At 32.3% G+C, this 26,451-nt stretch carries 28 protein-coding genes; 12 read left to right on the top strand and 16 right to left on the bottom strand.

Going from position 1 to position 26,451, the window contains the following annotated elements; all coding sequences use genetic code 11:
- Window positions 1-20 precede the first annotated feature (20 nt).
- Complete coding sequence (locus ACZ0AH_RS11525; protein WP_463475945.1) at window positions 21-650, top strand: MCP four helix bundle domain-containing protein; 630 nt, start codon at window positions 21-23, stop codon at window positions 648-650.
- Between the two features lie 4 nt (window positions 651-654).
- Here the strand turns inward: ACZ0AH_RS11525 and ACZ0AH_RS11520 are convergent, their stop codons facing one another.
- The 7 genes from ACZ0AH_RS11520 to ACZ0AH_RS11490 all read right to left on the bottom strand — a co-directional run bounded on the left by ACZ0AH_RS11520 (window position 655) and on the right by ACZ0AH_RS11490 (window position 5,731).
- Entirely contained in the window at window positions 655-1,068 is a 414-nt protein-coding gene (locus ACZ0AH_RS11520; protein WP_463475944.1) for a nuclear transport factor 2 family protein, read from the bottom strand.
- Window positions 1,069-1,070: 2 nt separating this feature from the next.
- A complete protein-coding gene (locus tag ACZ0AH_RS11515; RefSeq protein ID WP_463475943.1) occupies window positions 1,071-1,595 on the bottom strand; it encodes a TetR/AcrR family transcriptional regulator in 525 nt (174 codons plus the stop codon).
- A 327-nt stretch (window positions 1,596-1,922) separates the two neighbouring features.
- Window positions 1,923-2,765, bottom strand: coding sequence for a DUF2911 domain-containing protein (locus ACZ0AH_RS11510; RefSeq protein WP_463475942.1), 843 nt, complete (start codon window positions 2,763-2,765; stop codon window positions 1,923-1,925).
- A gap of 69 nt (window positions 2,766-2,834) precedes the next feature.
- Window positions 2,835-3,497, bottom strand: coding sequence for an HAD family hydrolase (locus tag ACZ0AH_RS11505; protein ID WP_463475941.1), 663 nt, complete (start codon window positions 3,495-3,497; stop codon window positions 2,835-2,837).
- 178 nt (window positions 3,498-3,675) lie between these two features.
- A complete protein-coding gene (locus ACZ0AH_RS11500) occupies window positions 3,676-4,392 on the bottom strand; it encodes a tRNA threonylcarbamoyladenosine dehydratase (protein WP_463475940.1) in 717 nt (238 codons plus the stop codon).
- Window positions 4,393-4,466: 74 nt separating this feature from the next.
- The gene (locus ACZ0AH_RS11495) at window positions 4,467-5,132 is read right to left on the bottom strand and encodes a TatD family hydrolase (protein WP_463475939.1); all 666 of its coding nucleotides are present in this window, start codon (window positions 5,130-5,132) and stop codon (window positions 4,467-4,469) included.
- The gene (locus ACZ0AH_RS11490) at window positions 5,132-5,731 is read right to left on the bottom strand and encodes a DUF1684 domain-containing protein (RefSeq protein ID WP_463475938.1); all 600 of its coding nucleotides are present in this window, start codon (window positions 5,729-5,731) and stop codon (window positions 5,132-5,134) included. The genes ACZ0AH_RS11495 and ACZ0AH_RS11490 overlap by 1 nt, the downstream gene beginning before the upstream one ends.
- A gap of 97 nt (window positions 5,732-5,828) precedes the next feature.
- Between ACZ0AH_RS11490 and ACZ0AH_RS11485 the strand changes: the two genes are divergently transcribed.
- From ACZ0AH_RS11485 to ACZ0AH_RS11450, 8 genes are all read left to right on the top strand, one after another.
- Window positions 5,829-7,046 (top strand): MDR family MFS transporter, encoded by a 1,218-nt coding sequence (locus tag ACZ0AH_RS11485; RefSeq protein ID WP_463475937.1) that lies wholly within the window; start codon window positions 5,829-5,831, stop codon window positions 7,044-7,046.
- A gap of 343 nt (window positions 7,047-7,389) precedes the next feature.
- Window positions 7,390-7,758, top strand: coding sequence for a BlaI/MecI/CopY family transcriptional regulator (locus ACZ0AH_RS11480; protein WP_463475936.1), 369 nt, complete (start codon window positions 7,390-7,392; stop codon window positions 7,756-7,758).
- 5 nt (window positions 7,759-7,763) lie between these two features.
- Entirely contained in the window at window positions 7,764-9,374 is a 1,611-nt protein-coding gene (locus ACZ0AH_RS11475) for a M56 family metallopeptidase (RefSeq protein ID WP_463475935.1), read from the top strand.
- 27 nt (window positions 9,375-9,401) lie between these two features.
- On the top strand, window positions 9,402-9,770 hold the full coding sequence (locus ACZ0AH_RS11470) for a BlaI/MecI/CopY family transcriptional regulator (RefSeq protein ID WP_463475934.1): 369 nt from the start codon (window positions 9,402-9,404) through the stop codon (window positions 9,768-9,770).
- 5 nt (window positions 9,771-9,775) lie between these two features.
- Window positions 9,776-11,530, top strand: a complete 1,755-nt coding sequence (locus tag ACZ0AH_RS11465; RefSeq protein WP_463475933.1) for a M56 family metallopeptidase — start codon at window positions 9,776-9,778, stop codon at window positions 11,528-11,530.
- A gap of 122 nt (window positions 11,531-11,652) precedes the next feature.
- Window positions 11,653-11,793 (top strand): SsrA-binding protein, encoded by a 141-nt coding sequence (locus ACZ0AH_RS11460; protein WP_264537765.1) that lies wholly within the window; start codon window positions 11,653-11,655, stop codon window positions 11,791-11,793.
- Window positions 11,794-11,831: 38 nt separating this feature from the next.
- Window positions 11,832-12,317, top strand: a complete 486-nt coding sequence (locus ACZ0AH_RS11455; protein ID WP_463475932.1) for a hypothetical protein — start codon at window positions 11,832-11,834, stop codon at window positions 12,315-12,317.
- A 101-nt stretch (window positions 12,318-12,418) separates the two neighbouring features.
- Window positions 12,419-13,264, top strand: coding sequence for an EamA family transporter (locus ACZ0AH_RS11450; protein ID WP_463475931.1), 846 nt, complete (start codon window positions 12,419-12,421; stop codon window positions 13,262-13,264).
- Window positions 13,265-13,356: 92 nt separating this feature from the next.
- Here ACZ0AH_RS11450 and ACZ0AH_RS11445 read toward each other — a convergent pair whose 3' ends face one another.
- Complete coding sequence (locus ACZ0AH_RS11445) at window positions 13,357-13,911, bottom strand: fasciclin domain-containing protein (protein ID WP_463475930.1); 555 nt, start codon at window positions 13,909-13,911, stop codon at window positions 13,357-13,359.
- A gap of 209 nt (window positions 13,912-14,120) precedes the next feature.
- Between ACZ0AH_RS11445 and ACZ0AH_RS11440 the strand changes: the two genes are divergently transcribed.
- The 3 genes from ACZ0AH_RS11440 (at window position 14,121) to ACZ0AH_RS11430 (ending at window position 16,223) form a co-directional block, all read left to right on the top strand.
- A complete protein-coding gene (locus ACZ0AH_RS11440; protein ID WP_463475929.1) occupies window positions 14,121-15,053 on the top strand; it encodes a cation diffusion facilitator family transporter in 933 nt (310 codons plus the stop codon).
- Window positions 15,054-15,146: 93 nt separating this feature from the next.
- The gene (locus ACZ0AH_RS11435; protein ID WP_463478106.1) at window positions 15,147-15,677 is read left to right on the top strand and encodes an ExbD/TolR family protein; all 531 of its coding nucleotides are present in this window, start codon (window positions 15,147-15,149) and stop codon (window positions 15,675-15,677) included.
- Window positions 15,678-15,689: 12 nt separating this feature from the next.
- A complete protein-coding gene (locus tag ACZ0AH_RS11430) occupies window positions 15,690-16,223 on the top strand; it encodes an ExbD/TolR family protein (protein ID WP_463475928.1) in 534 nt (177 codons plus the stop codon).
- A 127-nt stretch (window positions 16,224-16,350) separates the two neighbouring features.
- Here ACZ0AH_RS11430 and rpsA read toward each other — a convergent pair whose 3' ends face one another.
- The 8 genes from rpsA to lon all read right to left on the bottom strand — a co-directional run bounded on the left by rpsA (window position 16,351) and on the right by lon (window position 26,244).
- Complete coding sequence (rpsA, locus tag ACZ0AH_RS11425) at window positions 16,351-18,129, bottom strand: 30S ribosomal protein S1 (protein WP_089354646.1); 1,779 nt, start codon at window positions 18,127-18,129, stop codon at window positions 16,351-16,353.
- Between the two features lie 411 nt (window positions 18,130-18,540).
- On the bottom strand, window positions 18,541-18,897 hold the full coding sequence (locus tag ACZ0AH_RS11420) for a hypothetical protein (protein WP_463475927.1): 357 nt from the start codon (window positions 18,895-18,897) through the stop codon (window positions 18,541-18,543).
- Window positions 18,898-19,046: 149 nt separating this feature from the next.
- Window positions 19,047-20,420 (bottom strand): nucleoside permease, encoded by a 1,374-nt coding sequence (locus tag ACZ0AH_RS11415; RefSeq protein ID WP_463475926.1) that lies wholly within the window; start codon window positions 20,418-20,420, stop codon window positions 19,047-19,049.
- Window positions 20,421-20,489: 69 nt separating this feature from the next.
- Window positions 20,490-21,182 (bottom strand): (d)CMP kinase, encoded by a 693-nt coding sequence (cmk, locus tag ACZ0AH_RS11410; protein ID WP_463475925.1) that lies wholly within the window; start codon window positions 21,180-21,182, stop codon window positions 20,490-20,492.
- Window positions 21,183-21,226: 44 nt separating this feature from the next.
- Window positions 21,227-21,826 (bottom strand): murein L,D-transpeptidase catalytic domain-containing protein, encoded by a 600-nt coding sequence (locus tag ACZ0AH_RS11405; protein WP_463475924.1) that lies wholly within the window; start codon window positions 21,824-21,826, stop codon window positions 21,227-21,229.
- Between the two features lie 134 nt (window positions 21,827-21,960).
- A complete protein-coding gene (locus ACZ0AH_RS11400; protein ID WP_463475923.1) occupies window positions 21,961-22,560 on the bottom strand; it encodes a murein L,D-transpeptidase catalytic domain-containing protein in 600 nt (199 codons plus the stop codon).
- Between the two features lie 4 nt (window positions 22,561-22,564).
- Window positions 22,565-23,584, bottom strand: coding sequence for a type IX secretion system protein PorQ (porQ, locus tag ACZ0AH_RS11395; RefSeq protein ID WP_463475922.1), 1,020 nt, complete (start codon window positions 23,582-23,584; stop codon window positions 22,565-22,567).
- Window positions 23,585-23,790: 206 nt separating this feature from the next.
- Entirely contained in the window at window positions 23,791-26,244 is a 2,454-nt protein-coding gene (gene lon / locus ACZ0AH_RS11390) for an endopeptidase La (protein WP_463475921.1), read from the bottom strand.
- Window positions 26,245-26,451 lie beyond the last annotated feature (207 nt).

Raw genomic sequence — 26,451 nt, 5'->3', positions numbered from 1 at the left:
AGTCACTAAAACGCATCATTATGAAAGATCTTAAAAAATATAGCAATAAAACCAAAGCTGCTTTCATTTTGCTTATCGTCATGCTGATTATTATTCTGAGTAATTTCAATACATTGCAAAACTCAAAAAAGGTAAACGAGAATATCAACGCAATTTATAAAGACCGTTTGGTTGTCGCCCATTATATTTTTCAATATTCAGAAGAACTTCATTTTATAAAAGCTAAAGCCGAAAAAAGGAACCTCGCTGATGATATTAAAAAAAATGAGATTCTAAATACTTTAAAAAACATCCATACCATTGATGATTTATATGCCAAAACAGTTTTAACTCCCAAAGAAAAAATATATTTCGAGAACTTTTTATCATCCTGCATCATAATTAATCAGGAAACGCAAACTAAAAACTGGGAACAAATAGTTGTAACTACCGATCAGGCTTTGAAAACACTGGATTTATTATCACAAATTCAGATCACAGAAGGCAAAGCGAAATTAGCCAACGCTAATGCCATGTATAACGGAAACAATAGTCTTGGCCAACTTCAAATTGCTTTGCTGATTATTTTGGGCGGAATTACTTTTTATTTATTGATTGTAAAGAAACCCAAGAGAAGTATTAAAATTCCCGAATCCCCAAGTCTAAACTAAAATTTTATTTAAATTTTCTTTCTTGTTCGCTAATTTGAAGATCATTTATACTGGCATATCTTTTTTGCATTAAGCCATTTGCGTCAAATTCCCAATTTTCATTTCCGTACGCTCTAAACCAGTTTCCTTCAGGATTTTGATATTCATATTCAAATCGTACGGCAATTCTGTTGTCCGTATGCGCCCAATATTCTTTTTTTAGTTTGTAATTTTTCTCTTTTTCCCATTTTTGGGTTAAAAATAAGACGATTTCTTCTCTTCCGTTTACAAACTTATCCCTGTTTCGCCATTCGCTGTCAACAGTATAAGCTTTTGAAACACGTTCCGGATCCTGACTATTCCAGGCATCTTCTGCTAACTGAATTTTTTCTATTGCTGTTTCATAAGTAAACGGCGGCAATGGTAATTTCTGTTCCATAATTATAAAATTAAAGTTTGAATAATTTTTTTGGATTGTTCGATAAGTTCATTTGATTTAAACAGTTGGCTTTCAATAATACTGCTCTCAAAAAGCAAGTAAATATGATCTGCCAAAAGATTATCTTGTATAAATTCACGAAAATAATTCCGCAAATCATTTTTATGACTTTGAATAACACTAAGAATTTTTACATTATCCGATGGGATTTCCGAAAGGATATTAAGAAAACTGCAGCCTCTGAAATTTTCATTTTTATTCATAAAGATTAAAAAGTCAAATGAAGCCAAAACCTTTGATTTAGAATTTTCCTTATTCAAAGTAAATTTTTGCAATTCATCAAACCAAAACAAATGACGCTGATTCAAAAAAGCAACGCACAAATCTTCTTTAGATTTAAAATGCTGGTAAAAACTTGCTTTCGCCACTTTTGCCTCTTCAATAATTTGATTGATTCCCGTCGCATTATAACCTTGCTTGTGGAATAAAGTAAACGTTTTTGCTAAGATTCGTTCTTTAGGTAGCATTTAATTATCATTTTAAGATATACAAATATAATAATTATTTTCAAAAACAGACAAGTCTGTCTATTTATTATTAAAGCTAAAATTTTCACTCGCCCTATCTTTGTCAAAGTTTAAAACTTTGACAAAAATTTTGACATCCCGTGGCACGAGGGATCTTGGTAAGAAACTAACAAAGTATTATTTTCCAAATTATCGAGCTACTTGCGGAGATCCATCGTGCGTCGGGATGACATACTTTGTGGCTACGTCTATAAAAAAAATCCAAAACCCAATATGAATTGGAATTTGGATTTTCTAAAATTTGGAATTTAATAATTCAAAGAATTATTATCTGCTCCATTCAGCAATACTATCTTTATTTAGTTTTACGTAATCCTGGTTGTTTGCAGCTTCAGCAGCGGCAAGAGAAGCTTTTGCAGTTTCAACAGCTCCTTTTTTATCCCCTTGTTTTGCCTGAATCTGAGATTTTAATCTTAATATAAAATATGGTTTTTCAGTTACCATATCCAATGATTTATCAACGTAAGTTCTTGCAGTTTCAATATTTCCGTTTGCCTGAAACAAATATTGTGCTGCAGAATAATAATCATTTGAAGTTGGTCCTGCCAAAACTTTCTCAATACTTGCAGTTGCATTTTTTGCAGTTGGAACTTCAAATTTCAAAGCTACATGAGAGTTTTCCCAAGCCATTTCTAAATACCCAAAATTAGGATCTAAACCATTGATTCCAATTGTAAAGGTCTCAACCGGAGTTGGTAACGCATCTTCTTTTACAGTAGTTCTTAAAGCTACATAAGCATCGCTCCAGTTTTCTGGCAATCCCCAATTGTCTGTAGAAAGGTAAAAAATTACTTCCCAGCTTTCAATTTTAGGAATTGTATAAATTGCATATTTCCCTTTTTTCAATGTTTTACCATCAATAACAACATCATCACTAAAATTAATAATTGTGTTTTCATTAGCTCCGGTTCTCCATAATTTACCAAACGGAACTAAATTTCCAAAAACAGCTCTTCCTCTCGCGCCTGGTCTTGAGTATGTAACTTCAACATCAGTCAAACCAACTGTTTGTTTAATATACCCTTTTGGACTCGCTTGTGGTGTTTTTATTTGTGCTTCTGTAGCAAAAGGCGCTATAATAATAGCTAATGCAATAAGTAGTTTCTTCATTATATGATTTTTTTGTTTCATTCAAATTTACAAATTCAATTAGGGAACAAATGTTAAATTTTACATAATTCAAGACCGAAATTGTGATATTTTTTCTGCATTCAATTCATTAAAATGATTGATAATCAAATCAGCATCTGATAAATCCTGAAGTTTAGAATGATGACTATTATAGCCCACACAATAAATTCCGGCAGCTTTTGCTGCTTGTACACCATTTGTACTGTCTTCGATAATAATACAATTCTCTTTTGGGGCAATTGATAATGAAGCAGCATGAATAAAAATGGCCGGATTGGGTTTCGATTGTGGAAAATCTTCCCCACTTACAATATCTGTAAAATATTGGTGCAAATTAAATCTTGTAAACACACGATCAATAGTCACTTTAGAGGCTGACGAAGCCAGAATCAATTGTATTCCGCTCGCATATAAATCTTTAATCAAATCTTCAACACCTTCTAACAAATACAAATCTTCTTTAGTATCAAAAGCATCGTTAAAAATGCTTCTTTTTCTCTGAATCAAATCTTCAACCTCGTGTTCGATTATTGGAAAAAATCCCTTCAAAGTCTGAAACGTATTTCGGGTGGAAAATCCGGTAAACGAAGTATACATTTCCTCGGTTACGGTAATATTTAATTCTGAGAATTGTTTGTAATAAGCATAACGGTGAACTGGTTCAGTGTCTACAATTACACCATCCATGTCGAAAATTACTGTTTTTATCATTTTTATAAAGTTACTAAGGTTCTGAGTTGCTAAGGCTCTAAGATTTTTGGTTTGTTTTTTTTTGTTTCAGGTTTCAAGTTCGCTGTTTGCGGTAACTTTGTCAAAGTTTAAAACTTTGACAAAGTTCGTACGTATCCAAAACTTAAAACCTGAAACGAAGAAAACCTGAAACAAACTTCTACTCTTTCTTAAGCAAATGTCTAATTACGGTTTCGGCAACGTAAAGTCCAAACAATCCCGGCATATAACTGTTGGTTCCGTAGAAAGACTTTTTAAAGTTTTTTCCGTCTGTTAATTTTAAGCTTTTTTCATCCTGAATTTCAGAGGAGAAAACTACTTTTAGTTTATTGATTTTTTCTGCTTTCAGACGTTTTCTAATTGCTTTAGAAAAATAGCAATTTATAGTTTTAGAGATATCAGTCACTTTTACTTTTGAAGCCAGCATTTTTCCACCAGCGCCCATACTGCTTATGATTTTAACTCTTTTGCGTTTTGCTGCAATGATTAAATTTAGTTTTGGCGTAATACTGTCAATACAATCCAAAACATAATCAAACTCAGGAGAAACGATTTCAAAAGCACGTTCCGGAGATAAAAATTCCTGAACACGGGTTAGTTTCAATTCCGGATTAATATCCATTAAACGATCTCCAACAATAGTAATTTTTGGCTGACCAACTGTCGAATGCAAAGCTGGTAATTGTCTGTTAATATTGGTAATATCAACCACATCTCCGTCAACAATTGTCATGCTTCCTACTCCTGCCCTGGCCAAAAATTCAGCTGCAAACGATCCTACTCCGCCTAAACCAACTACTAAAACATTCGAGTTTTTTAAGTTTTCTAATCCTTCTTTTGTAAATAAAAGTTCGGCTCTTTCTGTCCACTCTGCCATATATTCTTATTTGTTATTTTTGTTTAATTTGTTTTATGTTTCAAGTTCCTAATTGCTACTAACTTTGTCAAAGTTTAGAACTTTGACAAAGTTTTATTTCCGAAAACAATATTGAAATTACTTGAGATAATCTCTTGTAATTCTTTGATTGTTATATTTTTATATTCTGCTCCTAAATCATAAACCTGCTGAATATTTTCTTCTATTGTATCTGTTTCCAGAAAGAATCGATCGTTGGGAATTCCTTGAAAAACCGATTTTAATTCAGGATTTCTCAATAAATATTTTCCGAAAGAAATATAAAATCCTGCTGCAATAAGTTGATTGGCGACTTGACTATTTTTTGAAAAACCATGAATAATCATCGGAACCGAAATCTTCATTTTCTTTTTAATCGCTATCACTTCCTGAAAAGCGGCAACGCAATGAATTACAACCGGTTTTTTATATTTTTCGGCCAAAGCCAATTGCTTTTCAAAAACTATAATTTGCAGTTCTAACGGAATTTCAATTCGTTTGTCTAAACCACATTCGCCAATTGCCAGACAATTTTCGGTTTGCAATTTTTCTTCAATAATTTTCAAATCGGCATCTATTCTATCTTCCTTAATATACCAAGGATGAATTCCGGTTGAATAAAACGGAATCGAGGCATCAAATTCTTGCGGATATTGATTCACCAATTCCAAAATATGGGACTGATTTGTAAATTGATGGGTATGAAAATTAAAGAATTCCATTAATGAAACGTTTTTACTCCAGCTTTAATTTCCATTTTCAAATCATTTTCTAAAGGAACAAGCGGACAAGAATATTTATGATTATAAGCACAATACGGATTGTAAGCCTGATTAAAATCAATTGCAATTGTATTTCCTTTTGGGGTTTTTAAATCAATATATCTTCCGCCAATGTAACTCTCTTTTCCGCAAGTTAAATCTGAAAAAGGCAGGAATAAATAGTCTTTATATTCTGGATTTTTTGAAAGATCTATATCCTGATATACGTTTAATTGATATTTTACATTATCAATTTTAAAAAAAACAGTTCCGTATTTAATATATTTTGGTTTTCTGTTTGTAGAAGTTTTCATTTCAAAAGCTTTTTGATTTTGTGCTTTTTCAAATTTTGCATTTACAAAATACTTGCCGTTAATTGGATAAAAATCTAATGTTTTAAAAGTCTTCAAATCCTCTTCCATCAACGGACTTGTCTTAGCGTCAGCATATTCGGAATTAATTTTATACTGAAATTTTTTAGTCTCCTTTTGGTCAAATTTCTTTTGGCTAAAGCCGAAATTAAAAGCCAGCAATAAAAGAAGGGCAAGAATTTTTTTCATCTTAGAAATTTTCTGCAAAAATAGTTTAAAAGTAACAAAGCAGCAACCGAAGATCCGTACAAAGTTTCCTAACTTTGTTGCAAATAACATATTTATAATGCTCAAAACTGCTTTTAGCCACTACATCAATAATTTTAAAGGATTTTCAAGAGAAATTTGGATACTTACAATTGTCACTTTTATCAATCGTGCAGGAACAATGGTACTTCCTTTTTTATCAAAATATTTAAAAGAAGACTTGCATTTTACTTATAATCAGGTTGGTTGGATTATGGTGGCTTTTGGTTTAGGATCCATGTTAGGTTCCTGGCTTGGGGGAAAATTATCAGATAAAATCGGGTTTTACAAAATCATGATTTTTAGTTTATTTACCAGTGGCGTTTCCCTTTTTTTCGTACAATATATCACCACTTTTTGGGCGCTTTGTGTTGCGATGTTTATTTTAATGACGATTGCAGATATGTTTCGTCCGGCGATGTTTGTTTCGTTAGGCGCTTATGCAAAGCCTGAAAACAGAACCCGTGCCTTAACTTTGGTGCGATTGGCCGTGAATTTAGGATTTGCAGCAGGACCTGCTTTGGGAGGTTTGATTATTATGGGAATTGGATATTCAGGATTATTTTGGGTTGATGGCGGATCTTGTATTATTTCGATTTCAATTTTTGCTTTATTGGTAAAAGAAAAGAAAAAAGTAGCGCACGACGATAAAACAGAAAACGCTGCGGATATAAAATCTGTTTTTCATGATAAAATCTTTTGGGTTTTCTTATTTGTGAGTTTCGTTACGGCAATGATTTTCTTTCAGCTTTTTACGACTTTACCTTTATATCATAATGAGAAATTTGGTTTGTCTGAATTTCAAACCGGATTATTAATGACGCTAAACGGACTTTTAATTTTTGCTTTAGAAATGCCAACGGTTGGTTTTATGGAAAGAAAAGGATTTCCTAAAATAAGAATCATTATTCTAGGATCTTTCATAATGGCCTCAAGTTTCTTTTTATTATTGATTAATGTCTGGGCCGGAATTTTGGTTATCAGCATGATTTGTATTTCGATAGGTGAAATTTTAACCTTTCCGTTTTCGAATGCTTTTGCTTTAAGCCGCGCACCAAAAGGTCAGGAAGGGCGTTATATGGCACTTTATACCATGAGTTTTAGTTTGGCACATATCATTAGTTCTAAAGTTGGTTTCGAAATTATTTCCAGATTAGGATATCAGATCAACTGGCTTTTTATGGCTTGCATTGGCGTTTTTGCTACGCTTTGCTGTTTTTGGATAAAAAAAGCATTGCTTGAGGAGAAGATTAGCTAAAAGTGCTATATCAATACAAAGCTTTGTTTAAAAAATTTTACCGCAAAGTCCGCAAAGCCTTTTTTATATACTGGACTTAAATATAAAGTTCGCAAAGCTGTATCGATAAAAAGCTTTGCGAACTTTTTTATTTTATAAAATCCATACAAAATAAAACTTTGCATAAAATCTTTGTGCACTTTACGCTAAAACCCTTATTACCGTTTAAAATACTAAAAAACAACAACTTAAAATACATTTTTTTATATCTAAAAACAATCAAACGTATTTTTTAGTTAAATAACTATTTTTATAGTTGCGTAACTAGAAAAATAGTTGTAGGTTTGAATTAAAATTAGAAGACATGCAAAAGTTAACCAATAAAGAAGAAGAAATCATGCACATTTTATGGAGGCTTAAAAAAGCATTCGTAAAAGAAGTTCAGGCAGAAATAACTGAAGATCAACCGCATTATAATACACTTTCGACTATTGTTCGTAATCTTGAAGAAAAAGGTTTTGTGGCACATAATGCTTTTGGCAACACACATCAATATTATCCAATCATTACTTTAGAAGCTTACAGCAAAAAGTATATGAATACTGCGATTGACAATTACTTTAATAGTTCTTATAAAAATATGGTTTCATTTTTTGCCAAAGAAGAAAAGATTTCGGCAGCAGAATTAAGAGAAATCCTGGCAATGATCGAAAATCCAAAAGAAAATAAATAACCATTATGGAAGCACTTTTTATTTTTATCGCAAAATCAAGTGGATTAATTCTGCTTTTCTATTGCTCTTATTATTTTTTATTACGCAAAGAAACCTTCTTTAATAGTAACAGATGGTTTTTATTAGCAGGATTAATAACGTCTGTTTTATTGCCTCTTTTGGTCTACAGCAGAATAATTTGGGTTGATCCAACTCCGGCTTCCAATCTGAATTATACTGAGATTCATACGCAAAATATCGTAAATAATGCTTTTGAAATAAATTGGGATTTAGTTTCTCTTGTTATATATAGTATTGGTTTCTGTGCTTTTTTAATAAAATTTGCTATTGATTTCTATAGTTTGAATTCGGTTTTAAAAGGAAAAAAAGTAAAGCAACAAGCTGATTTTAAATTTGTTGATGTAAATGAAAACATCGCCCCTTTCTCCTATTTTGATTACATCGTTTATAACTCATCATTGTACACGGCTTCAGAATTAGAAAGTATTTTAGAACATGAAAAAGTTCATAGCGATCAAAATCATACCATAGATGTTTTGATTTCCAGAATATTTTGTATCCTTTTTTGGTTTAACCCAATAATTTGGCTTTATAAAAAAGCTATTGCCCAAAATCTTGAATTTATTGCAGACAAAGAAGCTGCTCAAAAAATATCCGACAAAAAAGCCTATCAATACACGCTTTTAAAAATAACGACGCATGAAAATTGCCTCGCCATTACCAATCATTTTTATCAATCATTAATCAAAAAACGAATCATTATGTTAAACAAAAATCAATCAAAAAAGAGAAATTTATTTAAGTATTATGTTGTATTTCCAGCTCTTGCAGCCTTTGTATTTTTATTTCAAATTGAAGTAATAGCAAAAGAAAAACCGGAAACCAAAAAAGAAGCTGCAACCACAAAAGAAGGAATCAAATCTGTTGATGTTTACAAAATCAAAAAGAACACAACAGATCAGGAATTGAAAGAAATTGCAGAAAAACTAAAGCTAAATCATAATGTTGATTTTACTGTATCTGACATCGAAAGAAACGCTGCTAATGAATTAACTTCTATAAAAGTAGACGTTAAAAGAGGTGCAGAAGAAAATCAGGTTTTTTCGGTTGCAAGCAATAAAGGTATCAAAGATTGCGGCGTTGTAATCGTAACCGATGAAGATGGTACTAAAAAAATCAGTCTAATTACAGATAATCAAATCGATGAATCTAAATTAAAGGATAAAAACAGCAAAGTTCAAATCATAAAAGTAAAAAACTCTAAAACCAATACTAATGTTGACATTAATTCTAATACTAGCGCAAAAACTGATAGCAATGTTAACGCCGTTACTCACACTATTGTAAGCACAAATACAAATGGTAATACAAGTACAAATGTTACTGTTAATGCAAACGCTAATGATAAAACTACTACTGCTACTACTGTAAAAATAAACGGAAATCCGTTGTATATTGTTGACGGAGTAGCAATTGGCAATCTAAGTACAGAGGATGCGAAATCTCTTAATTCTATTAGAATCGAATCAATAAATGTTATTAAAGGTCCGAATGCTGCAGTAAAATATGGTGAAGACGGTGAAAATGGCGTAGTTGAAATTAAAACTAAAAAGTAATTTCAATTGCATTAAAAAATTAGAATCATGCAAAAATTAACCAATAAAGAAGAGGAAATCATGCACATTTTATGGAAGCTAAAAAAGGCTTTTGTAAAAGAAGTTCAGGCAGAGATTACTGAAGATCAACCACATTACAACACGCTTTCGACAATTGTGCGTAATCTGGAAGAGAAAGGTTATGTGAGTCATAATGCTTTTGGAAACACACATCAATATTATCCTATTGTGAGTATTGAAGAATACAGAAAAGAATTTATGAGCACGGCAATTGATAATTATTTCAATAGTTCCTATAAAAGCATGGTTTCATTTTTTGCCAAAGAAGAAAAAATTTCGGCAGCAGAATTACGCGAAATCCTTGCTATGATCGAAACTCCAAAAGAAGTAAAATAATCGTTATGGAAGCACTTTTCATTTTTATCGCAAAATCAAGCGGATTATTAGTTTTGTTCTATTGTGCTTATTATTTTTTATTGCGCAAAGAAACATTCTTTAATAGCAACAGATGGTTTTTATTGGCCGGTTTAGTAACTTCTGTAGTATTACCTTTTTTGGTTTACACCAAAATTATATGGGTTGATCCTACTCCGGTTCAAATTCCTGTCGACAATTATCCTTATGGCTATATACCTCCTATAATGGAGCAGCCGGAATCTTTTGAAATCAACTGGAATTATGTTGTGCTTGCTATTTATGTCCTTGGTTTTATGGCTCTTTTAGTAAAATTTGCCATCGATTTTTATAGCTTAAATTTGGTTTTAAAAGGCAAAAAAGTACATCAGCAAGCTGATTTTAAATTTATTGATATTAGCGAAAATATTGCTCCGTTTTCTTATTTTGATTATATCGTGTACAACTCATCAATGTACACAGCATTAGAATTAGAGAGTATTATTGAGCATGAAAAAGTACATAGCGACCAAAATCATACTATGGATGTTTTGATTTCAAGAGTGTTTTGCGTTTTATTTTGGTTTAACCCAATTATATGGCTGTATAAAAAAGCTATTCTGCAAAACCTGGAATTTATTGCTGACTATGAAGCTGCAAAAAAAATATCCGATAAAAAAGCGTATCAGTACACGCTTTTAAAAATAACAACACACGAATCATGTGTTGCAATCACCAATCATTTTTATCAATCATTAATCAAAAAACGAATTGTCATGTTAAACAAAAATCAATCAAAAAAAATAAGTTATTGGAAGTATTATACAATACTTCCTGCACTTGTAGGCTTTGTGCTTTTATTTCAGATAAAAACTATTGCACAAGAGAGAAAAGAGGCTCAGGAAATTACTGAAAAAGCAGATTCTGTAGATGTTTTTAAAATCGAAAAAAACACAACAGATCAGGAATTAAAAGAAATCGCTGAAAAATTAAAACAAAAACACAATGTTGATGTTGTTATTTCTGATGTAAAAAGAAACTCAAAAAACGAATTAACAGCTATTAAAGTTAACATTAATAAAGAAAACGAAGAAGTTCAAACTATCCAAATTGATGGCGATAAGGCAATTAAAAGCTGTGGAATTGTCGTTTCGAATGATAACGGTTCTAAAAAAATTGATTTAGTTACTAATGGTGCAATTGACCAGCCCATGGTTATTCAGGATCGCATAGTTCAAGTTGGAAGATACAATGGTTCAGATATGCCTGTACCGCCAACTCCTCCTACGCCTCCGGCTACACCAAATATACCACCTGCGCCAATTGCTCCTGTAATGCCGGTATTGCCTCCAAGCTTAGAGCTTCCGCCTGCGCCAAATATGTCGAAAATGCCAAAACCGCCGGTAGCGCCAAAAAATCCTAAGGATAAAGTTGCCATGAAAGATTTTGAAAAAAAGATGGAGGAATTTGATAAAAAAATGGAAGCTTTTCAACCACAAATGGATGCTTATCAAGAACAAGTAGACAAAATCATGTCAAAACGTGAAGTTGTTTACGATAAGGAAATGGAGAAATATCAAATTCAAATGGATAAATTTGGAGAAGAGATGGACAAATATGGTGCTTATATCGACCAGCAATTTGGAGGAGATTATGAAATCAAGATGAAGCAATTTGAAAAAGACATGAAAGTTTTTGAGAAGAACATGAAGGAACATGAAAAGAACATGAGAAAATTTGAGGCAGATAGTAAAAAATCTTAAACTCTAAAATCATACTTTTGATTTGTTAGTTTCAAAAATCAATTAAAACAGATAAAACCATAAAAAAGACTTTGCCCAAACGCAAAGTCTTTTTTTATATCTTTGATAAAAATTAACATACCATGTATAAAATTTTAGCCAAAATCAATAAAATTCTTTTACCGAGTTTTACCAAACAAGGTCTTGATATTTCGAAAGCAAAAAAATGGCAAATGGCTATTATTGGTTATCGTGCTTATGTCACTAAACGCGCTTTAGAATAAATTTTTTTTAAAGATGAAAATAAACGTTTATAAATTCAATGCATTCAAAATGTTTTTTTTTTGTATTTATTTGTTTTGGTTTTTCAAATTATACAACAAAATCAGGAATTGAAATTTACGGCATCCAAAAAGATTATAAAAACGATATAGAAAATTGTCATTATTGTTTTAATGAAAAAAGCATAACACTATCTAAAAAACCAATTCTTGATGAAAGTGATATAAATTATTTTGACTGGCAAAATCAGCAAATTATACTATCTGAAAAAGGAAAAAGTAAAATTTCTAAGTTAAATATTCAACTTCCCGGAATGCCGGTAGTTATGGTTTTAAATAAAAAAATAATTTATGGCTTTTGGTTTTGGAATGTATTTTCATCATTTGGATGTGATCGGGTTTACACCTATCCTCAAAAAGATTTTAAAATTAAATTTGGGCTTCCAATAAATAATACTTTTGGAGTTGATCCAAGATTTAACCAAGAACTTAAAGAATACATTATCAATAAATTTCCACAAAAGTAAACACGGATAATTATTATTTGTTTACATTTTTATCAAAATTCAGTAAAAAGAAACTTCATTGACCTATTAAATATGTAGTTTAGTTTACTACAAATCTTCCTATGAAAAATAAAGAATTTAATATCCCTCCTGTTTACGCCGTATTATTAGCTATTATAAGTGTACAATGCGGAGCAGCGATTGCTAAAAGTTTGTTTCCTGCTATTGGAGCTGCAGGAACTGCGTCAATAAGAATTGGAGTTTCGGCAATAATTTTACTGATTGCTTATAGACCAAACCTAAGAGCAATTACACCACAACAATGGAAAATTGTTGCCCCGTATGGTTTGTCTTTGGGCGCTATGAATTTGATTTTTTATTTTGCAATAGAAAGAATTCCAATTGGATTAGCCGTTACTTTAGAGTTCATCGGACCTTTATTAGTGGCCATAATTGGGTCAAAACGTTTAATTGATTATTGTTGGATATTATTGGCTGCAGCCGGAATCATTTTAATTGCTCCGTGGTCAAATGAACGAATCGATCCACTAGGTGTTTTGTTCGCTCTTATCGCCGGAGGACTTTGGGCAGCTTATATTGTTTTAGGCGGAAAAATATCCCGAATCATGAATGATGGTCAGGCTGTTTCAACCGGAATGTTATTCGCAGCGATATTAATTTTACCATTTGGTTTTTACGAAAACGGACTGGCAAATCTTACCCCAAAACTTTTCGGAATGGGTGTTGCTCTTGCTCTTTTATCCAGTGCAATTCCGTTTACACTAGAAATGAAAGCTTTAGGTCAGCTTCCTCCACGCACTTTTAGTATTTTAATGAGTTTAGAACCTGCGGCAGCTTCTATTTGTGCTTTTATCTTTTTGCAGGAGAATTTAAGTTTTTATGAAATTCTTGCTGTGGTTTGTGTTGTTGTGGCATCTGCAGGATCAACTTTAACAGCTAAAAAATAAAGTTGGAAAATTCCAATAAATTAAAAATTCCAAGTTCCAATTTTAAAGTTGGAATCTGGAATTTTTAATTTATTGGAATTTATAAAATGGTATTACATTTTTGGCAACAATACAGTATCAATTACATGAATTACACCGTTTGATTGATTAACATCTGCAATTGTAACTTTAGCTTTATTTCCGCTTTCGTCACTGATGTATAAATCTTTTCCGTCCATCCATGCAGTAATAGTTCCACCGCTTACAGTTTTAATACTTGCTTTTCCTTTACCTGCTTTAATTGCTTTTGCAATATCAGATGCATTCCATTTTCCTGCAACAACGTGGTAAGTTAATATCGTTTGTAACATTTTGATGTTTTCAGGTTTCAATAATGTTTCGACAGTTCCTGCAGGTAATTTATCAAATGCAGCATTTGTTGGAGCAAAAACTGTGAATGGTCCTTTTCCTTGTAATGTTTCTACTAATCCCGCAGCTTTTACAGCAGCTACCAATGTAGTATGATCTTTTGAGTTTACGGCGTTTTCAATAATATTTTTGTTAGGGTACATTGCAGCTCCACCAACCATAACAGTTTTTTGTGCAAATGATGTAAATCCAAATCCTAATGCTAAAATTGCTACTGCTAAAAATTTTCTAGTTTTCATAATGAATGTTTTAAGTTATAAGCTCATTTACGCTGTAATATTCGTTTTGGTTTTAGAATAAATTCAAAAAAGAACTAATTATATTGAAATATTCTCAAAATAGACTGTAAAACAAGGCTTTGAAGACATAATTTATTTTTGATTATTTTAAAATCAGAATAGCTTTACTTATTTTTTTATGACTAAATTTAAGTATAAAATTATATTTAATGGAAAATCAAAACCAATCCGAACACGGAACCAGTCATATTATTCAAAGTTTATTGGTAAATGTTGCCATAGCAGTATCAAAAGGATTTGCGGCATTTATGACCGGATCTGGCGCAATGTTAGCCGAAACCATTCACTCTACAGCCGATTGTGCGAATCAGCTTTTGCTTTTATTGGGCGTAAAACAAGCCAAAAAAGAAGCCGATGCTGAACATCCATTCGGATATGGAAAATCAGTATATTTCTGGTCCTTTATGGTGGCAATGCTGCTTTTTTCTATTGGCGGAATGTTTTCGATTTACGAAGGCATTCATAAATACAACAATCCGGAACCCGTACACAATATTGCCTGGGCAATTGGAATCATTATTTTTTCGATTGCTTTAGAAGGTTATGCAATGATTTCTAATATTATAGAACTCCGTAAACGTAAAAAAACAATCTCCTTTTTTCGCTATTTGCATGTTACAAAAGACAGCGATCTGATTATCATTTTTGGAGAAAACTCAGCCGCTGTTATAGGCTTATTTTTGGCTTTAATTGCACTATTGGCATCGCATTATACAGGCGATAGTCGTTATGATGCAATGGGTTCGCTTGCTATCGGGATTGTGTTGATTTTGGTTGCAATCTTTCTGGCAAGTGAAGTAAAATCATTATTGATTGGAGAAAGTGCAGATCCAGAAATTTTAGAAACAATACAAGAAATTGCAAAAGCAGAAAATAATATCACTGAGGTATTAAACTGTCGAACTGTGCAACAAGGTCCGGGCGAAGTGTTGGTTTGCATTAAAATAAAAATTGTTGCTGATCTTAATACGCAGGATATTAGTCTATTGATTAATACTTTTGAAAATGAACTGCGCACAAAACGTCCAGAAGTAAAATGGCTTTATATTGAACCTGACTTTCAGGAATGGAAAACAAATTAACTTTTTAATTGTTGTTTCGTTTTATTTATTATATTTATTTAACATTTTTACAATAAATAATTCATTCCTATTCTTAATTCATATTTACATATGATGTCAAATTTAAATCGAAAAGTAAGAAGTAAAAAGTTAAGCACAAGAGTTGATTTAACTGCAATGGTGAGTGTCTCCTTTTTGTTGATTATATTTTTTATGGTTGTCAACGAGTTGGCGAAACCAACCGTTATTGACCTAAGCTTACCGGATAAGGAGCCACCAACAGATGGAGTCATAATTTGTGGTTTAGGTGGTGTCCGGGTTACAACCGTTTTATTAGGTGAAAATAATAAATTAATATCTTATACTGGGATTTTAGCTACTCCGATTTCTCCTCCAAAAGAAATCAAATACGGTAAAGAGGGAATTAGAAAAGAACTATATAAACTAAACAAAAGCATGCTCGAATATTCTGCTCAAATAGGAAAACCCGGCAGAGGAATTACTGTAATTATAAAGCCCAGTAAAAAGTCCAATTATAAAAATTTGATTGATATTTTAGATGAAATGAGAATCGTAAATATTCAAACTTATACTATTGTTCCTGAATTTACTCCCGAAGAATCAAAATTGTTAGCCTCAAATTAAAAATATTTAAAAATGGAAAATCTACCTAAAAAAGTAAGAAGTAAAAAATTGTCTACGAAAGTTGATCTAACTGCAATGGTGAGTGTTTCGTTTTTGTTGATTATATTTTTTATGGTTACAATTGAATTAGCGAAACCAAAAGCTATGGAATATGGAACTTGGCCTGGCTGTGATGATTGCTATGAAACTTATGGCTGTAATATGCCTGATGAAAATCTATCAATGACCATACTACTTGATGGTAATAATAAAATGATAACATATTGCGGTTTATTAGCATCTCCAATCGATACCCCAAAAGAAATTAAATATGGCAAAAACGGAATTCGTCAGCAATTGTTAGAAAGAAACAGAAAAGTTTACGAATATTCTGCTGGCAGAGGCAAACCAGGAAGAGGAATTACGGTTGTTATTAAACCTGGTAAAAACTCTAATTATGGTAATTTGGTAGAGATTCTTGATGAAATGAAAATAACCAACATCCAGTCTTACTTAATTGTAGATTATTTTACTCCTGAAGAAGAAAAATTATTAGCTATGAAATAACTAATAATTAATTTCCAATAGAAACGCGCTTCGACTTCGCTCAGCGTGACAACCTGAAGCACAAAAGACAAGCATAAAAAAAAGTCCCACATTTCTGTGGGACTTTCTATTTAGAGGAAACTAAGAATTATTTTTTCTCAGTTTTTTCCATTTTAGCTTTTAATGCAGCTAATACATCATTGTTATCTCCTAAAGTTGCAGCTGGTGCATTTGTAGATGATGCAGATGAAGTATTTTCAGTTGCAGCTTTCACGTTTTTCTCTTCTTCTTCACGGAAGATAGCAGTGTGAGAAGCAACTACTCTTTTGAATTCTTTGTTGAATTCGATTACTTTGAAATCAGCAGTATCACCTTTTTTCAATTTCTTTCCGTCTTCTTTTTCAAGGTGACGAGTAGGAATGAAAGCAACGATATCATCTCCGAATTCTACAGTAGCCCCTTTGTCAACGATTTCAGAAATCTCACCATTGTGGATAGTTCCTACAGCGAAAGAATCTTCGTATTGATCCCAAGGATTAGCAGTAGTTTGTTTGTGACCTAAAGATAATTTACGTCCTTCAACATCTAATTCTAATACAACTACATCAAGTTTCTCACCAACATTTACAAATTCAGATGGGTGTTTGATTTTCTTAGTCCAAGATAAGTCAGAGATGTAGATTAATCCATCAATTCCTTCTTCTAATTCTACGAAAATACCAAAGTTTGTAAAGTTTCTAACGATACCTGTATGTTTAGAACCTACTGGGTATTTAGAAGTGATGTCAGTCCATGGATCTTGAGTCAATTGTTTGATACCTAATGACATTTTACGGTCATCTCTATCTAAAGTTAAGATAACAGCCTCAACAACATCTCCAACTTTTACGAAATCCTGAGCAGAACGTAAATGAGTTGACCATGACATTTCAGAAACGTGGATTAAACCTTCAACACCTTCAGCAACTTCGATAAATGCACCGTAATCAGCGATTACAACTACTTTACCTTTTACTTTATCACCAATAGTTAAATTAGCATCTAAAGCATCCCATGGGTGAGCGTTTAATTGTTTCAATCCTAATTGAATTCTTGTTTTCTCATCATCGAAATCAAGGATTACAACGTTTAATTTTTGGTCTAATTCAAGAACTTCACTTGGGTGGTTGATTCTGCTCCAAGAAAGGTCAGTAATGTGAATTAATCCGTCAACACCACCTAAGTCAATAAACACACCATAAGAAGTAATGTTTTTAACAACACCTTCTAATACTTGTCCTTTTTGTAATTGACCGATGATTTCTTTTTTCTGTACTTCGATATCAGCTTCGATAAGCGCTTTATGAGATACAACAACGTTTTTGAATTCGTGGTTAATTTTTACCACTTTGAATTCCATCATTTTGTTTACATATACATCGTAGTCTCTAATTGGCTTAACGTCAATTTGAGAACCAGGTAAGAAAGCTTCAATTCCGAAAACGTCAACGATCATACCACCTTTAGTTCTGCATTTTACAAAACCATTAACGATTTCTCCTGTTTCATTTGCAGAAATAACTCTATCCCATGATTTAATAGTACGTGCTTTTCTGTGAGATAATACTAATTGACCTGTTTTATCCTCACGGATGTCGATTAATACTTCTACTTTGTCACCAACTTTTAAGTTTGGGTTGTAACGGAATTCGTTTAAAGAAATAACACCTTCCGATTTTGCGTTGATATCAACGATAACGTCTCTATCTGTAATTCTAACAACTACACCTTCAACTACTTCTTCTTGGTCTGTAGCGATGAAAGTTTTTGAAACTAGTTCTTCGAATTCTTGTAAGTTTTTCTCATCTACTGCATCAATTCCTTCTTGGAAGTTATGCCAGTTAAAATTTGCTAAAAACTCTTCTTGTGATTTTAATTGTTCAGACATGCTCTGATAAAAAATTTGTATTCTGTTTTTCTCGAGTTTCATAATGCGGATAGAAAAAACAGAAGTTGTTTTACATAAATAGTTGATACCTAAAGGAAACTCTTCTCTACCAAAAGGTTTGCAAAATTAATACATTTTTTTGTAATAGCAAAATAAATCAAAGTGATTATCATTCAATTATTCAGGAGCAGATCTTGTAAGATTTTTCAAGAGCTTCAGTCCCGCTTTCGCCTTTATCTTTTTCTGTCTAAAAAGCCACAAAAAGGATACCGGCTCTATCGGGGCTAGATTAGAATATTTATGGTTTTCAAGAACTTTATATTCTGAAACGAACAAACCTAACAGGTTTTAAAAACCTGTTAGGTTTACTATACGCAACTATCTTTATCAAGTTTAAAACTTTTGCAAAGATTATATCTTACTTCGCTTAATCCAAAACAAACCGCCCAAAACAGAAACGGGAGCAAAAATAAAAATTGCAAGCAATTGCGTCCAGGAACTGCCACTCGATTTAAAAAGCGAAAAAGCAGCAAAACCAGCCATAATTATAAAAAGTGCATAATTGACCTTTAAGTTTCTCTTTTTTGTAATTAATTGCGCAACGAGTCCGCTGATGAATGAAAAAACAGTTCCATAAACAAATGTCAAAACCATAAATAACCTTGAAGCCTCTTCATGCGGATTAACTTCTGAAAATCTAAACAGAAGTACAGAACTAATTACAAAAATGGCGTAACCCACAATAACTCCTAAAATTTGCTTTATCATGACTTAAAATTTTAAAATATCAAAAATATTAAATATCAGATAAAGATAATCCAAGATATTAAAACAACAAACCCGACAGGTTTTAAAACCTGTCGGGTTTGTTATGCGCGATTACCTTCAAACTTTAAAACTTTGAAAGATTTATATCATTAATGACTCAGGCTCTCAATTTCTTTCGGATCATGTTTATGTTTGAATAAAATAGCAAAAGCAATTGCAATTACTAAAGCATAAGCTGCAAAAGATAACCAGATTGTATGCCAGTCTTTCATTAAGATTGGATTTGAAAAAATTCCATCTGCAGAAACAGTCCCTTGACTTTCTACAAATTCCAGCATTTTAGAATTGTTTGTATCCGTTTGTAAAAATCCGGCTAATTCAGTTGTATTATGAAACGATTTTGTAAAGAAACGATCAATTGCCCAACCAGAAGTTAAACTTCCCAGAACAGCTCCTACTCCATTTGTCATCATCATAAATAATCCCTGAGCCGATGAACGAATTTTAGAATCAGTATTACTTTCTACGAATAAAGAGCCCGAGATATTAAAGAAATCAAATGCCATTCCGTAAACGATACAAGACAAAATAATCATCCATAGACCAGTTACAGGATCTCCAAAAGCAAATAATCCGAAACGTAAAACCCAAGCCAGCATACTGATTAACATTACTTGTTTGATTCCGAAACGTCTTAAGAAAAACGGAATCGCTAAAATAAACAACGTCTCAGAAACCTGAGAAATTGACATAATAATCGTTGAATATTTAATTACGAAAGAATCTGCATATTTAGGAAAATGTTTGAATTCATCCAGAAACACATCTCCGTAAGCATTTGTCAATTGTAAAGCGCCTCCTAAAAACATAGAGAAAACAAAAAACAAAGCCATTTTATAATTCCCGAATAATTTGAAAGCTTCCAAACCTAAAGTTTCTGTCAATGAAGCATTTTCTTTAGTTAAACGCTGCGGTTCACATTTAGGTAATGTAAAAGCATAAACTCCAAGAATTAAAGCACCAATTCCGGCAATATAAAACTGATATTCAGTTGCTTTACTCCCACTTAGGTTGGTAATCCACATTGCTGCAATAAAACCAATAGTTCCCCAAACACGAATTGGCGGAAAATCTTTTACGATGTTTTTATTGTTTAATTTCAGCGAAGTATAAGATATCGAGTTACTTAAAGCAATTGTTGGCATATAGCAGCACATTGCAGCAAGCATTACATATATAAAGTTATCCGGCGTGGTAACTTGTGCAATACCAAATAAAACTAAGGCATATGCAATATGCAAAAACCCATATAATTTTTCAGCATTTACCCATCTGTCGGCAATAATTCCGGTTAAAGTAGGCATGAATAAAGAAGCAATTCCCATGGTTCCGAAAACCAGACCAAACTGTGTTCCTTCCCAGTTTTTTGTTCCAAACCAATAATTTCCAATTGTTATAAGCCAGGCTCCCCAAACAAAAAATTGAAGAAAGCTCATTATAATCAACCTGTTTTTAATTCCCATATGATGAAATTGTCTTTTTAGTAAAAATGAAGTGGTAAAACTAACATTAAAAATAATATCTACAAAAAATTAAACCGTTTTAACAACATCATTTACCAATTCTAAAACAGCGGCAAATTGTTCTTCTTTATTTAAGTAAGAATTATCTATTTCAATTGCATCGTCTGCAATTACCAATGGTGAATCTTCACGGTGCGTGTCGATGTAATCTCTTTCTACAACATTTTTTAAAACATCTTCATAAGATACATTATCACCTTTTTGCTGTAATTCATCAAAACGTCTTTGTGCACGGGTTTCGGCACTTGCAGTCATAAAAATTTTAAGTTCAGCATCAGGAAAAACAACAGTTCCTATATCTCTTCCATCCATAACAATGGCTTTGTTTTTTCCCATTTCCTGTTGTTGTTCTACTAATTTAGAACGCACTTCAGAAACTTCAGCTACTTTACTAACAAAATTAGAAACCTCAATCGTTCTGATTTGTTTTTCGATATTTTCTCCGTTCAGATACATTTCGGCAAAACCTAAATCAGCATTAAATTTAAACTCTAACTGAATTTTAGGTAAAACTTCAATCAAAGCTTTTTTATCAAAAAAATCAGCTCCAATAAACTTATTCTGCATAGCAAAATAGGCCACTGCACGATACATCGCACCGGTATCTACATAAACATATTCTAATTCTTTTGCTAATTGTTTGGCCAAAGTGCTTTTTCCTGTTGATGAAAATCCATCAATAGCAACGGTAATTTTTTTCAATTTTTTATGTTTTAATTTTTAAGATATAAAGTCTTATTTGTTATCTAATAATAGATACTCATAAGAATGTTTGATTCAGAATGATCAATTATTTTGGCTATTCTTTCAAAATACTTTTTATTGACCATGGGACATCCAAAACTATTGCAAATATAACCATCTTTCTCCTCATATGGAACATCATAATAGTAATGAAAAACGATATCACGATTAAATGCATTACTATTGGTTTTGTCTAATCCGTATAGTTTGTAAGCCTTCCCAAACTTTCCGTTATAATGATTTCCGATATAATATTTTCCTAATGAAGTACTTAAAGAATTAGGAACATTGCTGAATTTAAGTTTTCCTTTAACTCCGGTTTCTGAACCTGAACCGTGTGCAACCAAACCTTTGTCTATAATTTTATTATTTTTTAAATCATAAACAAAAAAACGCTTTTTGCCGGAAGGGATTTTCATATCAATAAAAAAAGCAATTTTCTTATTGTATTTTGAATTGCTGCTGACTATTTTCCTGACTTCATTTGCGTGACTATCAATTCTTTCATTTTCTGATAAATAAACGATTTTATCTTCATAAAGAATCTTATAGCCAATAAAAACTGCCATAATTAAAAAGAGAATCAGTAATAACTTCTTCATAATGAAGATTCAAAATAAATGAAAAAAGATTTATACCGTTTTTAAAATAAGGAAATAAAAAAATGCGTGAAATGAAATCATGGTTTATTAAACCACAAATTCAAATTCTCGCATTTTTTGTTTGGTGAAGTTTTCTAATAGTAAATATCCAGGATGATATTTGACTTAGAATTATCAATTATTTTTTCGATTCTTTTAAAGAATTGTTCGTTTACCATTGGGCAACCATGACTATTACTGATATAATAATCTTGTTCGTCATAAGGAACGGCTGAATAATAATGTAAAACGATGGCTCTTGATAAAGCATTGTTATTAGTTTCATCTAAACCAAATAATTTATATGCTTTTCCAAATCCGCCTTTATAACATTTTCCGATAGAATAACGTCCTAAAGCTGTACAATTTGAATTTGGTGTATTGCTAAATTTTAGCGCTCCTTTAATTCCTGTTTCCGAACCTGAACCGTGAGCAACAAGACCCTGATCTAAGATTTTATTGTTTACCAAGTCGTAAACAAAAAAGCGATTTTTCCCGGAAGGTATTCTCATATCAACAAAAAAAGCAATTTTAGTATTGTATTTAGGATCAATACTAATCATATTTCTTATCTCGCCTATTCTGGTATTCATTCTTTCTACTTCTACAGTAGAGATAACTTCTTTTTTATAGTAGTGTTTTGTACCCGTAAAAAACCCTACAGTCATAAACAAAAATAAACTAAATATCTTCATATAACTATTGAAAATTTAAAATTAGACCAAAAAGACTTGTGTTCGCTGCCAATGTATATCTAGAATATGAATAATTAAATTTTAACTTATTCATTTTTAAACCGAAACCTAATGAAACTCCTGAAAAATTACGCTGTTCTTCCACTCTTAATTCTTCTCCTCTTCTAAAATTGTAACCTAAACGAAAATTAAATGCTTTTTGCGGAAAAAGTTCGATACCAAAAACAACATGTCGCAAAGCGTTATTTACAAACGAAACCTTCTCGTTAGTTGTTGATCCATCAATGTTAGTTTCTCCACGAACGGGATTAGAAAACGAGATGTTCCATTGTTGCAAATTTTCTAATGAAAGATGCCAACGAATTGGTACATGCTCTAATTCTTGTGAAACGCCAGCAGTGATTTCAAATGGTAAATTCTCCTGTATTCCTGAGTAAGTTGTAAATTGTGTTCCAATATTACGAAATACTAGGGCCAAATTTACATTATTTTTTTCAATTTGATACATAATTCCCACATCAATTGCACCACCAATCGAATTATAACTTTCTAAAGTTGAAGTTATTACCTTTCCGGTAGCACCAATATGTAAATCTGTAAAAGGAATATTATATGCGTATCCCAATGATAGCGCGCCTTCGCTGCCTGTAAAGCTTGATGTGGCCTGACCATTTTCGTCATATCCTTCAAACGAACCGTAGTTTACATAACTCACTCCGGCAAAGAAAGTTTGCACATGTCTATCGTAAGTATAAGCATAAGAAGCAGTTCCGTAAGAAGCTTCTCCGTAATAACTACCATAATTCATTGCTAAATGGTTATCCATATCTTCATTTAAAGCTGCCGGGTTAGACATAACCTGATTCACATCTTCATCGTAAATTGTTATTACATTTCCTCCTAACGCTGCCTGCCTTGGCGAAGTCGTCAAATTTAGAAATTGATAGGTAGAGCGTCCTCCAATTTGCCCGAAGGAAATCGAACAAATCAAAATAAAAAAAAGTAAAACAAATCGTTTTAACATGCTTTTGGGGCGATTCCTATATGGGAATAACGTAAATACAAATATAAAATTATATAATTTAAAAAATAATTTTTATAATCATCTTAAAATCAACAATTATACCAGTTTTTAAAATTTAAAATTCCAAAAAAGCGCAAAAAAAATTCCAAATTCCAGTAATTAAATTGGAATTTGGAATTTTAAAATATTGAGATTTAAACTTTAATTTATTTTAAAGTTTTTGCATTCTTAGCATTTTGATCTGTCAAAGCCAAAGTTAAAACTTCACTCATTTCTTTTACATAATGAAAAGTCAGACCTTCTAAATATTCTGCTTTGATTTCATCAATGTCACTTTTGTTTTCATGACATAAAATGATTTCTTTAATATTAGCTCTTTTTGCTGCCAGAATTTTCTCTTTGATTCCGCCAACTGGTAAAACTTTTCCACGAAGCGTGATTTCTCCCGTCATGGCAAGGCTCTTTTTAACTTTTTTCTGAGTTAATAAAGAAACTAAAGAAGTCAACATCGCAATACCGGCACTTGGTCCGTCTTTTGGCGTCGCCCCTTCCGGAACGTGTAAATGAATATTGTATTTTTGGAATAGCTCAACGCTAAGTCCTAACTTTTTAGCATTTGCTTTGATATATTCCAACGCAATTGTTGCCGATTCTTTCATTACATTTCCGAGGTTTCCTGTAATGGTCAACGCTCCTTTTCCTTCAGAAATTAAAGATTCGATAAACAAAATATCACCGCCAACACTTGTCCAGGCTAAACCTATAACAACTCCGGCAACATCATTATTTTCGTATTTATCACGTTCTAATCTTGGTACGCCCAAAACCTTCACGATATCTTCGTCAGTTACTTTTTTGTTGTATTCCTCTTCCATAGCAACTGATTTTGCTGCGTTACGAATAACCTGAGCAATTTTAGTTTCTAAGTTACGAACACCGGATTCACGCGTATAACCTTCAACGATTTTTTCTAATTGTTTTTTACCAATTGTTAAATCTTTGGCAGTCAATCCGTGTGCTTCTAATTGTTTTGGAAAAAGGTGTCTTTTAGCAATTTCTGTTTTTTCTTCAATTGTATAACCTGACATCTTGATTACTTCCATTCTGTCACGTAATGCAGGCTGAATGGTTGCCATATTATTTGATGTTGCGATAAACATTACTTTAGATAAATCATAACCCATTTCAAGGAAATTATCATAAAAAGCATTGTTTTGTTCCGGATCTAAAACTTCTAATAAGGCAGAAGACGGATCGCCGCTGTTTCCGCTTGAAAGTTTATCAATTTCATCCAAAATAAAAACAGGATTTGAAGTTCCGGCTTTCTTTAAACTTTGAATAATTCTTCCTGGCATTGCACCAATATAAGTTTTTCTGTGTCCGCGAATTTCTGCTTCGTCACGCAAACCCCCTAACGAAATACGTACATATTCACGTCCCAGAGCTTCGGCAACTGAACGTCCAATTGATGTTTTACCAACTCCCGGAGGTCCTGTTAAACAAATAATTGGCGATTTCATATCGTTACGAAGTTTCAATACAGCCAAATGTTCAATCATTCTTTTCTTAACTTCTTCAAGTCCAAAATGATCCTTATCTAATATTTTCTGTGCATGTTTCAAATCGAATTTATCTTTAGAATATTCGCCCCAAGGCAATTCTAAAAATAATTCTAAATAATTACGCTGAATTCCAAAATCAGGCGATTGCGGATTCATTCTGCGCATTTTAGACAATTCTTTTTCGAAATGTTTCTGCGTTTTTTCGTCCCATTTTTTGGTTTTCGCCTTCTGCCCCATTTCGTCCATTTCCTCTTCCTGCGAAACGCCTCCCAATTCTTCCTGAATGGTTTTCATTTGCTGATGAAGGAAATATTCACGCTGCTGCTGATCTAAATCGAAACGAACTTTTGACTGAATGTCATTTTTCAATTCTAATTTTTGCAGCTCTACGTTCATGTAACGCAAGGTTTCAAGCGCTCTGTCTTTTAATCCGTTTATCGATAAAAGACCTTGTTTTTCTTTTACGGATAAATTCATATTAGAAGAAACAAAATTGATCAGAAACGATTGGCTTTCAATGTTCTTAATCGCAAAAGTTGCTTCTGATGGAATGTTTGGACTTTCTTTTATAATTTGAATGGCCAATTCTTTTACAGAATCTAAAATTGCTGTAAACTCGGTATCATTTTCATCCGGGCGTTCTTCTGAAACTTCCTTGATAGTTGCATTGATATAGGGTTCTTCTGAAACCACTTCATCAATTTCAAAACGTTTTTTTCCTTGTAAAATCACCGTAACATTTCCGTCAGGCATTTTTAAAACGCGCAAAATTCTTGCTACAGTTCCTATTTTATGAATATCCTCTTTTGATGGATCTTCGTCTTCTTCATTTATTTGAGAAACTACTCCAATGATTTTTCCGCCGGCATTGGCATCATTAATTAGTTTGATCGACTTATCTCTTCCTGCCGAAATTGGAATTACAACTCCCGGAAATAAAACAGTATTGCGCAAAGGCAAAATTGGCAACGAAAGCGGAAGCTCTTCGTTGTTCATTTCCTCTTCGTCTTCCGGAGTTAATAATGGAATTAATTCTGCTTCTGAATCAAATTCTTGAAGTGACAGATTGTCAATGGTGAGTATTTTATGGTTTGACATAATTATATATAAGTCGTTTTGTCATTAAAAGTTTAAGCCTGACTGCAAATATAACCTCAGATTTGTTAGTTTTTAATAAAACTATCTTAAGCTTTTCATTTACAGCATAGGCGGTAAAAATAGACAATCATTATGCCAAAACCAAAAAAGAAAGTTTTGAAATAGTATTAATCTCTATTTGAATTAATTTTTATACCGAATAAAAAA

Source organism: Flavobacterium sp. AC105, assembly GCF_979258495.1.
Note: the sequence above shows the minus strand (reverse complement) of the source record. Positions and strands in the feature narration are given on the sequence as shown.

What these genes read in the sequence shown, in the direction of transcription:
- lon (WP_463475921.1), bottom strand. Translation starts at nt 26,244, where the DNA reads ATGTCAAACCATAAAATACTCACCATTGACAATCTGTCACTTCAAGAA.
- ACZ0AH_RS11405 (WP_463475924.1), bottom strand. Translation starts at nt 21,826, where the DNA reads ATGAAGAAGTTATTACTGATTCTCTTTTTAATTATGGCAGTTTTTATT.
- ACZ0AH_RS11465 (WP_463475933.1), top strand. Translation starts at nt 9,776, where the DNA reads ATGGAAGCACTTTTCATTTTTATCGCAAAATCAAGCGGATTATTAGTT.
- ACZ0AH_RS11525 (WP_463475945.1), top strand. Translation starts at nt 21, where the DNA reads ATGAAAGATCTTAAAAAATATAGCAATAAAACCAAAGCTGCTTTCATT.
- ACZ0AH_RS11400 (WP_463475923.1), bottom strand. Translation starts at nt 22,560, where the DNA reads ATGAAGATATTTAGTTTATTTTTGTTTATGACTGTAGGGTTTTTTACG.
- ACZ0AH_RS11475 (WP_463475935.1), top strand. Translation starts at nt 7,764, where the DNA reads ATGGAAGCACTTTTTATTTTTATCGCAAAATCAAGTGGATTAATTCTG.
- ACZ0AH_RS11510 (WP_463475942.1), bottom strand. Translation starts at nt 2,765, where the DNA reads ATGAAGAAACTACTTATTGCATTAGCTATTATTATAGCGCCTTTTGCT.
- porQ (WP_463475922.1), bottom strand. Translation starts at nt 23,584, where the DNA reads ATGTTAAAACGATTTGTTTTACTTTTTTTTATTTTGATTTGTTCGATT.
- ACZ0AH_RS11480 (WP_463475936.1), top strand. Translation starts at nt 7,390, where the DNA reads ATGCAAAAGTTAACCAATAAAGAAGAAGAAATCATGCACATTTTATGG.
- ACZ0AH_RS11490 (WP_463475938.1), bottom strand. Translation starts at nt 5,731, where the DNA reads ATGAAAAAAATTCTTGCCCTTCTTTTATTGCTGGCTTTTAATTTCGGC.
- ACZ0AH_RS11435 (WP_463478106.1), top strand. Translation starts at nt 15,147, where the DNA reads ATGTCAAATTTAAATCGAAAAGTAAGAAGTAAAAAGTTAAGCACAAGA.
- ACZ0AH_RS11505 (WP_463475941.1), bottom strand. Translation starts at nt 3,497, where the DNA reads ATGATAAAAACAGTAATTTTCGACATGGATGGTGTAATTGTAGACACT.
- ACZ0AH_RS11460 (WP_264537765.1), top strand. Translation starts at nt 11,653, where the DNA reads ATGTATAAAATTTTAGCCAAAATCAATAAAATTCTTTTACCGAGTTTT.
- ACZ0AH_RS11415 (WP_463475926.1), bottom strand. Translation starts at nt 20,420, where the DNA reads ATGGGAATTAAAAACAGGTTGATTATAATGAGCTTTCTTCAATTTTTT.
- ACZ0AH_RS11430 (WP_463475928.1), top strand. Translation starts at nt 15,690, where the DNA reads ATGGAAAATCTACCTAAAAAAGTAAGAAGTAAAAAATTGTCTACGAAA.
- ACZ0AH_RS11420 (WP_463475927.1), bottom strand. Translation starts at nt 18,897, where the DNA reads ATGATAAAGCAAATTTTAGGAGTTATTGTGGGTTACGCCATTTTTGTA.
- ACZ0AH_RS11500 (WP_463475940.1), bottom strand. Translation starts at nt 4,392, where the DNA reads ATGGCAGAGTGGACAGAAAGAGCCGAACTTTTATTTACAAAAGAAGGA.
- ACZ0AH_RS11445 (WP_463475930.1), bottom strand. Translation starts at nt 13,911, where the DNA reads ATGAAAACTAGAAAATTTTTAGCAGTAGCAATTTTAGCATTAGGATTT.
- ACZ0AH_RS11495 (WP_463475939.1), bottom strand. Translation starts at nt 5,132, where the DNA reads ATGGAATTCTTTAATTTTCATACCCATCAATTTACAAATCAGTCCCAT.
- ACZ0AH_RS11450 (WP_463475931.1), top strand. Translation starts at nt 12,419, where the DNA reads ATGAAAAATAAAGAATTTAATATCCCTCCTGTTTACGCCGTATTATTA.
- ACZ0AH_RS11455 (WP_463475932.1), top strand. Translation starts at nt 11,832, where the DNA reads ATGCATTCAAAATGTTTTTTTTTTGTATTTATTTGTTTTGGTTTTTCA.
- ACZ0AH_RS11485 (WP_463475937.1), top strand. Translation starts at nt 5,829, where the DNA reads ATGCTCAAAACTGCTTTTAGCCACTACATCAATAATTTTAAAGGATTT.
- rpsA (WP_089354646.1), bottom strand. Translation starts at nt 18,129, where the DNA reads ATGTCTGAACAATTAAAATCACAAGAAGAGTTTTTAGCAAATTTTAAC.
- ACZ0AH_RS11520 (WP_463475944.1), bottom strand. Translation starts at nt 1,068, where the DNA reads ATGGAACAGAAATTACCATTGCCGCCGTTTACTTATGAAACAGCAATA.
- ACZ0AH_RS11470 (WP_463475934.1), top strand. Translation starts at nt 9,402, where the DNA reads ATGCAAAAATTAACCAATAAAGAAGAGGAAATCATGCACATTTTATGG.
- ACZ0AH_RS11515 (WP_463475943.1), bottom strand. Translation starts at nt 1,595, where the DNA reads ATGCTACCTAAAGAACGAATCTTAGCAAAAACGTTTACTTTATTCCAC.
- ACZ0AH_RS11440 (WP_463475929.1), top strand. Translation starts at nt 14,121, where the DNA reads ATGGAAAATCAAAACCAATCCGAACACGGAACCAGTCATATTATTCAA.